This is a genomic window from Armatimonadota bacterium, from assembly GCA_020354555.1.
In the GTDB taxonomy this organism is placed as follows: domain Bacteria; phylum Armatimonadota; class Hebobacteria.
Genome location: CP070648.1, coordinates 1,757,933 through 1,769,698 on the forward strand (window position 1 = coordinate 1,757,933; position 11,766 = coordinate 1,769,698).

The following is an 11,766-nucleotide window of genomic DNA, read 5'->3' on the forward strand; positions in this document are numbered from 1 at the left end:
GCCGGCGTCTTTTGTTGGCTGGAGGTGAGAGGCGTGCCGCAGAGCGAAGCCTCGGCATCGGACACTGAACCGCCGGACGTGTCCCGCGAGGCCGAGGTCGATGTTGCACACGGGGAAGCGCTGGCCTCCCTCGGTTACGTAAACTGCATCCAGTACTGCCTCGAACAGCGCGGTGACCCTCGCCCCAAGGCGCTGCTCATGGGCGTTTCCGGGGAGGGTTTTCGCCTGTGCTTCGATCGCAACGATCCCGAGCGCGGGCTTGACGTCGTCTTCCACAACCCCTTGCGTGCGGTGTGCGCGGCGCTCGGCTACGACTGCGAGGTCGTGTACAACCGCGACCTGAAGGAAGCCGGCGGCGCGCTGCTCAAGGGCCTCGCAACCCGGGGATGCGCGATCCTGCGCGCGCGGCCCGATTGGGTCGTCGTCCAGCGACACCCGTCCGAGCCTGATTCCCTTCTCGCGCGACTCCCCGACGGACAACTGGAGACGTGGTCGCGGTCGCAATTGGAGCAGGTCTGGGTGAAAGAACCCGGGCTGCTGGAGTTGGGTCTGCCGGGATACTACCACTTCGTTCTCGGCGACAAGGAACGCAAGCCGGACGAGCGCGAGGCGGCCATGGCATCGCTCCGCCGCGCGGTGCGGATGCTGATGCGCAAGTCTCGCATAGACGGCTGCGCCGCGGGGCTGGCGGCCTATAGCGAGCTGCTTGACTCGCTCCTGCACAAGCAGCGCACCGAGCTTCAGCAGGCTCGCATCCTGCGCAAGTACGCCGCGTGGAATGCCCGCCCGCTTCCGTACATCAGGGACTCGCGCCGCGCCGCCGCCCAGTACCTGCGGATGATTCATCCTCACTTCGACGAGGAAACCACGGAGCATCTGGACAAGGCGGCCGACAGCTACAGCCTGGCGGCGCGAGTGCTCGCCGAGGTGCCTGCAGTCAGCGATACCCTGTCCCCTGACCACGGCGACGGCAAGCTGCCGCGCGCCGACCGCAAGGCCGTTCGCGGCTTCGCGTATCTGCGGCGCAAGGCGGCGCGCAGGGTGCGCCGTGCCCGGCAGGCCGAGGAAGAGGCCCTGCTGGAGATACGCCGCGCACTGGAAGCCGCGGAGCGGAAGGATAACGAGTAGCCTCGCGGAAGAGCCCGGCGGCGGGGCTGACGGCCATGCGAAAATTCCTGCGACTTCTGCGGTACGCGCGCCCGTACGTGGTGCGCATGGGGCTCGGGGTGTTGTGCGTCGCCGTGGTGGCGCTCACCCACGTCGCGATGCCGCTCATCACCAGGTTCGTATTCGACGACATCGTGGGCGGCGGCGGGCGTCCGGCTACGGTGCGCCTGGGGGCGGCGAGTCTGACCCTGGATCCCCTGGCCATGCTCAACCTGGTGCTCGTCGCCATCCTGACCCTTTACGCCATCCAGGGCGCGGTGTCGTTCGTCCGCACCTACCTCATGAGTTGGGTCGGCCAGCGCGTGCTCTTCGACATCCGCAACCACCTGTTCCAGCGCTTGCAGGAACTGCCCATGCAGTTCTACCAGCGCCGCGGCACCGGCCACCTCATGGCCCGCATCACCGGCGACGTGGACACCATGGGCGGCATGATCACCTCGAGTTCGATCGACCTGTTCACCAACACGCTCACCATCGGTGTCATCGTCGCCATTTTGCTCAAATGGCACTGGAAACTGGCGCTCATCTCGTTCATGGTGCTGCCCCTGTTCGCCCTCAACTACCACCTGTTCATCCGCTACATCCGCGTCATCTGGGTGCGCCTGCGCGACAAGTGGTCCGAACTCTACGGCGAACTGCACGAATCCATTGCCGGCGCCCAGGTCGTCAAGGCCTTCTCCCAGGAACGCTACGAGAAGCGCATGTTCTTTCGCAGCATGCGCGAAACGTATTCCCACAGCGTTGACCTCGCCCGGGCCGGCACCCTCATGGGCGCCATCTCGCAACTGCTCGCCGCCACCGGCACCGCGGTGATCCTCTGGTACGGCGGCAGCGAGGTGGTGCGCGGCCACCTTACGATCGGCCAACTCGTCGGCTTCATGGGCTACCTGGGCATGCTCTATTCGCCGGTGGTCACGCTCAGCACCAGCAACGAGATCATTCAGCGCGGCCTCATCTCCGCCGAGCGCGTCTTCGACATTCTCGACGCGCGCTCCACGGTCAAGGAGGATCCCGACGCCAAGCCGCTGCCGCCGGTCAAGGGGGAGGTCGTCTTCGACCATGTTTCCTTCAGCTACGAGCCGGAGAAGCTTGTTCTTGAGAACATCGCCGTGTCCGTCGAGCCCGGAAAGGTCGTCGCCCTGGTGGGGCCCAGCGGCTCGGGCAAGACGACATTCGCGAACCTCGTCCCGCGCTTCTACGATCCCACCTCCGGCCGCATCCTGATTGACGGACACGATATCCGGCACGTCGCCCTGCTCTCGCTGCGCGGCCAGATCGGCATCGTGTTGCAGGAAACCTTCCTCTTCAGTGGCACCATCAAGGACAACCTGCGCTACGGGCGCATGGAGGCCACGGATGAAGAAGTCGTCGAGGCCGCCATGATGGCCAACGCCCACGACTTCATCGTCAAGGAACTCCCCGAGGGCTATGATACCGAGGTCGGCGAGCGCGGGTTGCGCCTGTCGGGCGGCCAGAAGCAGCGCATCGCCATCGCCCGCGCCATCCTGCGCAATCCGCGCATCCTGATCCTCGACGAGGCCACCTCATCGCTCGATTCCGAGGCCGAGGCGCTCATCCAGGAAGCCCTCGAGCGCCTCATGCGCAACCGCACGACTTTCGTCATCGCACACCGCCTGTCCACGGTCATGAAGGCCGACCTCATCCTCGTTTTGCGCGAGGGCCGCCTCATCGAACGCGGCACCCACGAGGAACTGGTGGCCGCCAACGGCCTCTACGGCCGGCTCTACCGCAAGCAGTTCAAGCTTGACGAGCAGGGAGAATCCGAGGTAGACTCCCTGCTCAGATAGAGTCTCTCTGCGCCGGGCGCAGACGCGGACGTCCGCTCAGCGGCAGCGGCCCGCGTATCACCGACTCGCGAGCAAGACAAGAGCTATGTCCCGCCCTCAAATCGTGTTGGCCATTATCATCGCGGCTGCCGTCGCGGCGGCGGTCTGCGCCGCCGCTGTGCGGTGGCAGGCTGAGATGCCGAACCGTTCGGCCGCGCTCATCCTGGATCTACAAGAAGTGCAGGCGCTCGCCGCCGCGGAGGGCCTCCCGGTGCAAACGGCGATGCTGCGCCTGCGCCGCGCCGGCGCCACGGCGGTTGCGCTGAGCGAGGAACATCTCTCCGACCTCACGGCTCGCGGCCAAGTCAGCGCCTTGTCCATGGATGCGGCCGGCTTCGAGGAGGAGACACCGGGCGAAGGAGTCGTCCTTTCGGCCTACGACACGGCGACCGCGGAGCGGCTGCGCGCCCACTTGTCCGCCAAGTTGCCGCCGCGCGCGCTCAAACCGCCGCCGGGCGCCGCGGAGGCGACGCCGCTGCTCGTGCCGTGCCGCGCGTCAGCGGCGCACCTGGAGATGCTCGGCCTGGGTTGGCCCGAGGAAGCGCCGCTTCTCATCGCCGACGCGGGACTGCGTGTCGTCGCTCGCATCGACAACTACCCCGGCGCTCGCTCGGAAGGCATCACCTTCATGGCGGCTCAGGCCTCCGCGGCGGAGGCGGATCTCGTGGTCTTCTCACGCGATCAAGTGCTGGGTTACCCCGGCTTGATCGGCGACACGGCGGAGGCGCTGCAAGCCGCCGGGCTCCGGTACGGCTCGGTGGAAATGGCAGGACAACTCGGCGACGGGGGCCTGGGCCGGGCTCTCGATGGCGAGCTGGTGCGCGTACACAGCATCACCGAGAACGAGATCTTGGGCATGTCGCCCGCGGTGGCGATCGCCCGTTATGTCCGTGCGGTGAAGGAGCGCGGCATTCGCGCGTGCTACGTGCGCCTCTTCATCATGCCGCACGAGGAGCCGCTTGAATTCAACGAGCGCTACGTCACATCGCTGAAGCGCGAGCTGGCTGACGCAGGCTATGATGTGGGTCGCCCTCAGTTGCCGGAGCCGGTCGCGGTTCCTCGGTGGGGGCTCGTGCTCATGGCCGCCGGGGCGGTGGCGGCCGCGCTGTTCGCGCTTGCCGCGTTGATGCCGCTCGCGCAGTGGCTGGTGTACCTGCTGCTCGTCGTCGGGCTCGGCGCAGGCGCGGCGCTCTTCGTCGTCGCGCCTGACATGGCCCGCGCGGAGAAAGCGCTGCTCGCGGCGTTGGCCTTCCCGACCATCGCGCTCATCGCCGTCGCGCGCGGCGCGCGCACGGCTCGTGCGGCGCCGGATGTCACCGCCGCGGGGCTTGCGGCGCGTGCCGCAGGCTGGCTCGTCGGGGCGTGCGTTGTCTCCGGCGCAGGCGGGCTGGTCGTATCAGGGCTGCTCACCGAGCGGTTATACATGACGCACGTTCTCCAGTTCACCGGCGTCAAGCTGGCGCTTGGGTTGCCCGTGCTCGTCGTCGGGGTGGTATGGACGCTGGGGCTGTTCAGTGACCGCGATGCGGCCGCGTATCAGCATCGCGTGCAGGAAAACTTCCGGCGCGCGTGGAACCGACCAGTCTATGTATGGGAGGCCGTGCTCGCAGCGGTGCTGCTGGCGGCGGTGGCCGTAATGCTGATGCGGTCGGGCAATCAGCCTGCCGTCGAGGTCTCCGGCCTGGAGATGCGGGCGCGCGGCATCCTCGAGCAGATCTTCTTCGCCCGGCCGCGAACTAAGGAGTTCCTCGTTGGGCACCCGGCGCTGATGCTCGCCGTGGGCATGGCACTGCGCGGTCGCACACGGTGGGTGCTGCTGTTCCTGCTGTTGGGAGCGGTGGGACAGACGTCGCTGGTAAACACGTTCTGTCACTTGCATACGCCAGTATTCACGTCGCTTCTGCGTAGTGCCCACGGGTTGTGGTTGGGGCTCGCGATCGGGGCGGTTGCCGTCTGGCTGTGGGACCGACTCCGCGGCACGGATGCCGCGGAAGCGTTGGAAGAACACACTACTGGGAGCTGAGAGATGCAATACTTCTTCGCTCTGGCGCTGGCGACCGGCTTCGGCGTGGCTCTGGCAGCGTTTGGCGGATCGCTGGGCCAGGCGCGCGCTATCGCCGCCGCGCTCGAGGGGGTCGCACGCCAACCCGAGGCAGGCCCGCGCCTGCTGACGTTGCTCATCATCGGGCTCGCGTTCGTCGAATCGCTGACGATCTATGCGCTCGTCATGTCGCTGCTGCTATGGCTCAAGCTGCCGGCTCCGGCAGAGATCATGAGTCTGCTCAAACCGTAACCGCCTATGCTGGCCGTGTCCATATTCGAGGCCCTGGGCCTGAATCCGGCAGTCCTCGCCCTGCAAGCGCTGGTGTTCCTGGTCTTGCTGTGGGTGCTGCGCAAGTTCCTGTTTGCGCCCGTGCAGCAGATGCTGCGCGCCCGTGAGCGCGACGTCGACCAGCACCTCAACGAGGCGCGCGAGCGGCAGGCCGCGGCGGAGAAGATGCGCGAGGAACTCCAGCATCGCCTCGACACCATCCAGGACGAGGCCCGCCGCCGCATGCGCGAGGCCGCCGACGAAGCCAAGGCGGCTCGCGACGAGGCGCTCGCAGATGCCCGCGACGAGGCCGAGAAGCTGCTCCGGCGCGCCGCCTCGGAGATCGACCTCGAGAAGCGCAAGGCGATCGCCGACCTCCGCGAGCAGGTGGCGAACCTGGCGCTCACGGCTGCATCGAAGGCGATACAGGACGGCCTCGACGAGGAGGCGCAGCGGCGCGTCATTGACCAGGCGATCGCGGGTCTGGAGCAGGAGCAATGATCTATCGGCGCATAGCGCGGCGCTATGCGGCCGCGCTCTTTCAGAGCGCATTGCAGCAGGGGCTCATCGATCAGGTCGAAGGCGACCTCGAATCCGCTCGCGCCGCCATCGCCGCGGATGCAAACCTGCGAGCGGTGCTCGCGCACCCCGAGATCCCGTCCCCGCGCAAGGAGGCGATTATCCAGGCCTCCTTTGCCGCGCTTCATCCGGTATCGCTGCGGTTCGTCAGCCTGCTCGTGCGGCGCCGACGCCATGACTATCTGCCCGAGGTCACCGAGGAATACCGGCGCCTGGCCGACCAGGAACGCGGACTCGTTCGCGCGCGCGTCGCCAGCAGCATTGCCCTGACCGACGCGCAGAAGACACGGCTCCAACACGCTCTCGAGCGGCGCACGGGCAAGCGCGTCGAAGCCCGGTACGAGGTCGATGTGTCACTGCTCGCGGGCCTGGTTGTGAACCTGGATCATCAGGTGATAGACGCCTCGGCGCGCGGCAGGCTGGCGCGCATGCGCGAGTTGCTGGCCGGCGCGCGTTACCGAGGAATCGGACAATGACGCCGGAGGTTGATCCCTCTGGAGGACGTGAATGAGGATCGAACCCGACGAGGTTAGCTCGGTCATACGAGACGAGCTCGAACGCTACGGCGCCGAGGCGGAGACTGCCGACGTCGGCACCGTCATCCAGGTCGGTGACGGCATCGCCCGTGTCTATGGCCTGTCCGGCGCCATGGCGAGCGAGTTGATACAGTTCCCCAACGAGGTCTACGGGATTGCGCTCAACCTTGAGGAGGATAACGTCGGCTGCATCCTGCTCGGGTCCGACGTTGAGATCAAGGAGGGTGACTCCGCCCGCACCACTGGCCGCATCGTCCAGGTGCCGGTAGGCGAGGCCCTGGTCGGCCGCGTGGTTGACTCCCTCGGCCGGCCGCTCGACGGCAAAGGTCAGATCGTCGCCGATCGCACACGGCCCGTCGAGACCGAGGCGCCGAATGTCATCGAGCGTCAACCCGTCAAGGAGCCGCTGCAAACCGGCATCAAGGCGATTGACGCGATGACCCCGATCGGGCGCGGCCAGCGCCAGCTAGTCGTCGGCGATCGCCAGACCGGCAAGACGGCGATCTGCGTCGACACCATCCTCAACCAGCGCGGCGAGGACGTCTACTGCGTGTACGTCGCCATCGGCCAGAAGCAGTCCACGGTCGCGAACGTGGTTGACGTCTTTGAGAAACGCGGGGCGCTTGAATACACCACCGTGGTCAGCGCGACCGCCGCCACCGCAGCACCGATGCAGTATCTCGCGCCCTATGCCAGCTGCTCCATGGCCGAGGATTTCCGCGATCGCGGTAAACACGCGCTGGTCGTCTACGACGACCTGACCAAGCACGCCCAGGCCTACCGGCAGCTCTCGCTGCTCCTGCGCCGGCCGCCGGGCAGGGAGGCCTACCCCGGCGATATCTTCTACCTCCACGCGCATCTGCTGGAGCGCGCGGCGAAGTTCAGCGACGAAAAGGGCGGCGGATCGCTCACTGCGCTGCCGATTGTCGAGTCCCAGCTTGGCGATTACGCGGCCTATATCCCGACCAACCTCATTTCAATCACCGACGGCCAGATCTACCTGGAAAGCGACCTCTTCTTCGCCGGCGTCCGGCCGGCGATGAACGTCGGCATCTCCGTGTCCCGCGTCGGCGGTGCCGCGCAGATTCCCGCCATGAAGCAGGTCGCCGGCCGCTTGCGCAACGACCTCGCCTACTACCGCGAGCTGCAGGCGTTCACCAAGCTGGCGACCGAACTCGACAAGTCCACGCGCGATCAGCTCGACCGCGGCGAGCGCATGACCGAGGTGCTCAAGCAGCCGCAGTACCAAGTGATGTCGGCCGCGGAGCAGGTCGTGTCGCTCTTCGCCGGCACCCAGGGCTACCTCGACGACCTACCCGTGGAGCGGGTGAGAGAGTTCGAGCAGGCGCTCCTCGCATACGTGCGGGAGCAGCACGCCGGGATTCCGCGCCGCATCGCCGAGGCCGGGAGGCTCGACGACGAGACGACCGAGCGCCTCAAGCAGGCAATCCTGGATTTCAAGCAATCGTTCGTCGGCACATGAGGGTGAGCCATCGCCGTCGGACGCGCAGCGCGGCCGGCTCCCGCAACAGGAGCTTCCGCCGCTTCCCGGGACCTGCCGTTGCCTCTGGGCCGTGTCGCAACGAAACGCTGGGCGCCGTCAGCCCAGGTGATTCATGAGCGGTTTGGACGCCGCGCATACTCTGTGCACCAGCCGCCAGGGATAACCCGCGCACCTCAGCCGGGCGGGCGGGAGTACCGGCCGCGCCGAACCGGCACGTGGATGAATGATGCAAGCTAGCAGTGAACTGAGAATGCGGCAGCCGAGCAAGCTGCGTTGGCTCTCCGCGTGGTTGTTGGCGCTGACGCTCGTCACGGCTGCTGAGGCGAAAACCACCACCGTCCGCGGGCGCGACGGCGCCGCCATCGCTGCAGCGATTGACCAAGCGCAACCCGGCGATCGGGTCGCTCTGCCGCCCGGAACGTACGCCGTGACCGAGCCAGTCAGACTGAAGTCGAAGACGCGACTCGTCGGCGCCGGGCAACAGCGAACGCTCCTGCGCTTCGACGGCGTTGAGCCGGGCGTGATTCTGGACCTCTCCGGCTGCGCCGATGTGGAAGTGTGCCATCTCACGGTAGATGGGGCGCGTAACCTGAACGCGCATCAAGGCATCTTCGCCCACGACGCGCGCCGGCTCAATGTGCACGACGTGACAATCCGCGATCTGGTCAAGAGCGACGCCTTCGGGCCGCACGGCATATTGTTCACGGGCACCAATCCGACATGCGAGGGAGGCGTCACCGACAGCGTCGTCGCCGACTGCACGCTGGAGAACATCGGCGTCGGCGCCAAGTTCGGCGGCGGCATCCGTCTCGCGTGGGGCTCGTCCCGCAACCGCGTGTTGCGCAATGTCATCCGCAACACGGGTCGCGGCGGCGTCTTCGGCGACAACGGATCGACCGATCTTGTGATTCGGGGCAACACCGTCAGCGGTTCCGGGGGCGAAGGCCTGGGCATTGAGGTCTGGGGCGGCTGCGATCGTGCGGTGATCGAAGACAACCGCATTGACCATTGGCTCAGCGTAGGCGGATGCGACTTCTGCGCCGTGCGACGGAACGTCATCGGCGACAAGTCGGGGGCGTGCAAGTTTGCGGGCATCGAGGGCATCGGCCGCTGCCTGGTCGCCACCGATAACATCGTTGACGACGGCCAGCAGATCGGCATCTCGGTGTCCGGCGGCCCGCCCAAGGATCACTGCTTGTGGGCCCGCAATACCATTCGCAACTGCATCCAGTGGGGCGCGCAAATCCAGGGCGATGGAGACGGCGTCGCGCGTCACTACTTCTACCGGTGCAAGTTCGAGGACACGACCGTCGGGCGCGGCGCCCCGGCTTACCCGGGCGACGAAGGTCACGGCTTTCGCGCCCTCGCCAAGGTGAGCGACCTCGTGCTCGAGGATTGCGAGTCTCGCAACAACGGGCGCTACGGCGTTCAGTTGGTCGGGGGAGACGTTGACCGGCTGAGTTTCGTGCGCTGCGTCATCAAGGACAACGGCGGCGCTGCCGTCGCCGGCCGCGACGACTGTGCCGCGCTGGAGTTCGCGGACTGCGTGATCGCCGGCAACGGCGACGACCGTCTCCCTCGCGCGTCCGGCTTTCCCGAGCCGCCGCCGCAGGCGTCCTTCGACGCTCCTGCAACGGTCAAGGCCGGCGAGCTGGTTCGGTTCGCGAGCACGTCCCGGGCGAGCCGCGGACGCATCACTTCGGTGCTGTGGGATTTCGGCGACGGGTGTCCGGCGGAGCTGACTCCGATCAGGCACACGTACGGCCGCCCCGGCGTCTACCGCGTGACGCTCGTCGTGTGGGACTCCCAAGGGCGCGGGGCGCGGGCCGAGCGGCAAGTGCGGGTGACGCGTGATTAGACAGACACTGCGAACGGGCCGGGTGGGCCGGCAGCACCGGACGCGTGCGGTCTTCGCTGACGCCGGACGGGCTGCGCCGATCCGCCCGCTGAGCATGCCGGCGGCGGGAACAGGCTAGGTCGTCATGCTTTCGACGCGCGACGTCAAACGGAAGATTCGCGGCGTCCGGAACATCGAGCAGATTACCCGGGCGATGAAGACCGTGGCATCGGTCCGGCTGCGCCGCGCCGAGGCGCGCGTCCGCGCGGCGCGTCCCTACGCGGACAAGATGGCCGAGATCCTGACCGCTCTGGGAGCGCCGGCGATCGCGCACCCGCTGCTCCAGCAGCGAGAGGTTCGCAGCGCGGCGGTCATCGTCGTCAGTGGCGATCGCGGCCTGTGCGGCGCGTACAATCATAACGTGATCCGTCACGCCGCCGCGGTTGCAGCGCAGGCGCCGCAGGTGCACATCGTGCCCCTGGGGCGGAAGGCGAACGATTTCCTACGACGCGCCGGCTACTCGATCCGCGACGGCCTGTCGCCGCTCAGGGACCCCCCCGAATTCGCGGACGTTGCCGCTGTCGCGGATGCCGTTGGCGAGCTTTACGCGAAGGGCGAATGCGACTCGGTGCAGTTGGTGTACACGCGGCATATGGGCGGTCAGGCGTCGCGGCTGGTTGCCGAAAATCTGCTGCCGATCGCGACCCCGGAGGCCGCGCCGCGAGAGTTCATCTACGAGCCGGCGGCGCCGCTGCTGCTCGACCAGTTCCTGCCGCGGTTCATCCGGACGCGCGTGTGGACCGCGGTGCTCGACGCGCAGGCAAGCGAGCACAGCGCTCGGTTGACCGCAATGACCCTCGCCACCGATAACGCAGAGGAAATGATACAATCGCTAACGCTTGAGTACAACAAGGCGCGCCAGGCGTCCATCACCGGCGAACTGCTCGACATCGTCGGTACCGCCGAGGCGTTGGCATGAGCGCCCCTGATCGCGCCGCCCGCGCGCGGCGACGCGGGCAGCAGTCAATGGAGTAATGCAACATGGCTGTAGGTGAGGTAGTCCAGGTCATCGGGCCGGTCGTGGACGTCCGGTTCAAGCCGGAGGAGCTGGCCGAGATCTTCAACGCCATCGTCATTCGCGATGAAGTGCAGGGTCGTGCCCTCACGGTCGAGGCCGCCCAACACCTGGGCGACGACATCGTGCGCTGTGTCGCCATGGCCTCGACCGACGGCATCCGTCGCGGCATGGCGGCGGAAGACACCGGCGCGCCGATCACGGCGCCGGTCGGCCGCGGGACACTCGGCCGCATGTTCGACGTGCTCGGCGAACCGATCGACAACCAGCCCCCGCCGGAGGTAGCCACGCGCCACCCGATCCACCGCCCGCCGCCGTCGTTCGAGCAGCAGGGCATCGTGACCGAGGTCTTCGAGACCGGCTTCAAGGTCGTGGACCTCATCTGCCCCTATCCCAAGGGCGGCAAGGTCGGCATGTTCGGCGGGGCCGGGGTGGGCAAGACGGTGCTGCTGATGGAGCTGATCCGCAACATCGCGACCGAGCACGGCGGCACCTCGGTCTTCGCCGGCGTCGGCGAGCGCACCCGCGAGGGCAACCAGCTCTACCTCGAGATGCAGGAGTCGGGGGTGATTGACAAGACCGTCATGGTGTTCGGGCAGATGAACGAGCCGCCCGGCGCGCGCCTGCGGGTCGGGCTCACCGCGCTCACCATGGCCGAGTACTTCCGCGATGACGAAGGCCAGGACGTCCTGCTCTTCATTGACAACATCTTCCGCTTCGTCCAGGCGGGCAGCGAGGTCTCGGCGCTGCTCGGGCGCATGCCCTCGGCGGTCGGCTACCAGCCGACTCTGGGCAGCGAGATGGGCGCACTCCAGGAGCGCATTACTTCCACCAAGCGCGGCTCGATTACCTCGCTGCAAGCCATTTACGTGCCCGCCGACGACATCACCGACCCCGCGCCCGCCACCAC

The 11,766-nt window shown here is 67.3% G+C and carries 10 protein-coding genes; all 10 read left to right on the top strand.

Features of this window, described 5'->3' with window-relative positions; genetic code table 11:
• The first annotated feature begins 33 nt into the window (after positions 1–33).
• Positions 34–1,128: a hypothetical protein gene (locus JSV65_07190; protein ID UCH36132.1), complete on the top strand. Its 1,095-nt coding sequence runs from the start codon at positions 34–36 to the stop codon at positions 1,126–1,128.
• Between the two features lie 35 nt (positions 1,129–1,163).
• Positions 1,164–2,975: an ABC transporter ATP-binding protein gene (locus JSV65_07195; GenBank protein ID UCH36133.1), complete on the top strand. Its 1,812-nt coding sequence runs from the start codon at positions 1,164–1,166 to the stop codon at positions 2,973–2,975.
• A gap of 85 nt (positions 2,976–3,060) precedes the next feature.
• A complete protein-coding gene (locus JSV65_07200; GenBank protein ID UCH36134.1) occupies positions 3,061–5,037 on the top strand; it encodes a hypothetical protein in 1,977 nt (658 codons plus the stop codon).
• 3 nt (positions 5,038–5,040) lie between these two features.
• Positions 5,041–5,307: an ATP synthase F0 subunit C gene (atpE, locus tag JSV65_07205; GenBank protein UCH36135.1), complete on the top strand. Its 267-nt coding sequence runs from the start codon at positions 5,041–5,043 to the stop codon at positions 5,305–5,307.
• Between the two features lie 6 nt (positions 5,308–5,313).
• The gene (gene atpF, locus JSV65_07210; GenBank protein ID UCH36136.1) at positions 5,314–5,826 is read left to right on the top strand and encodes a F0F1 ATP synthase subunit B; all 513 of its coding nucleotides are present in this window, start codon (positions 5,314–5,316) and stop codon (positions 5,824–5,826) included.
• Positions 5,823–6,380 carry an ATP synthase F1 subunit delta gene (atpH, locus tag JSV65_07215; protein ID UCH36137.1) on the top strand — a complete coding sequence of 186 codons (558 nt, stop codon included), beginning with the start codon at positions 5,823–5,825 and terminating at the stop codon, positions 6,378–6,380. The genes atpF and atpH overlap by 4 nt, the downstream gene beginning before the upstream one ends.
• A gap of 31 nt (positions 6,381–6,411) precedes the next feature.
• A complete protein-coding gene (locus tag JSV65_07220; GenBank protein UCH36138.1) occupies positions 6,412–7,923 on the top strand; it encodes a F0F1 ATP synthase subunit alpha in 1,512 nt (503 codons plus the stop codon).
• Between the two features lie 244 nt (positions 7,924–8,167).
• Positions 8,168–9,802: a right-handed parallel beta-helix repeat-containing protein gene (locus tag JSV65_07225; protein UCH36139.1), complete on the top strand. Its 1,635-nt coding sequence runs from the start codon at positions 8,168–8,170 to the stop codon at positions 9,800–9,802.
• A gap of 124 nt (positions 9,803–9,926) precedes the next feature.
• On the top strand, positions 9,927–10,760 hold the full coding sequence (gene atpG, locus JSV65_07230) for an ATP synthase F1 subunit gamma (GenBank protein UCH36140.1): 834 nt from the start codon (positions 9,927–9,929) through the stop codon (positions 10,758–10,760).
• Between the two features lie 62 nt (positions 10,761–10,822).
• On the top strand, positions 10,823–11,766 hold a 944-nt coding region (atpD, locus tag JSV65_07235; GenBank protein ID UCH36717.1), incomplete at its 3' end, for a F0F1 ATP synthase subunit beta.

Bases quoted from the DNA above. Each gene is read 5' to 3' on its own strand.
- atpG (UCH36140.1), top strand. From the start codon at position 9,927: ATGCTTTCGACGCGCGACGTCAAACGGAAGATTCGCGGCGTCCGGAAC.
- JSV65_07200 (UCH36134.1), top strand. From the start codon at position 3,061: ATGTCCCGCCCTCAAATCGTGTTGGCCATTATCATCGCGGCTGCCGTC.
- atpE (UCH36135.1), top strand. From the start codon at position 5,041: ATGCAATACTTCTTCGCTCTGGCGCTGGCGACCGGCTTCGGCGTGGCT.
- JSV65_07225 (UCH36139.1), top strand. From the start codon at position 8,168: ATGATGCAAGCTAGCAGTGAACTGAGAATGCGGCAGCCGAGCAAGCTG.
- JSV65_07220 (UCH36138.1), top strand. From the start codon at position 6,412: ATGAGGATCGAACCCGACGAGGTTAGCTCGGTCATACGAGACGAGCTC.
- JSV65_07195 (UCH36133.1), top strand. From the start codon at position 1,164: ATGCGAAAATTCCTGCGACTTCTGCGGTACGCGCGCCCGTACGTGGTG.
- atpH (UCH36137.1), top strand. From the start codon at position 5,823: ATGATCTATCGGCGCATAGCGCGGCGCTATGCGGCCGCGCTCTTTCAG.
- atpF (UCH36136.1), top strand. From the start codon at position 5,314: ATGCTGGCCGTGTCCATATTCGAGGCCCTGGGCCTGAATCCGGCAGTC.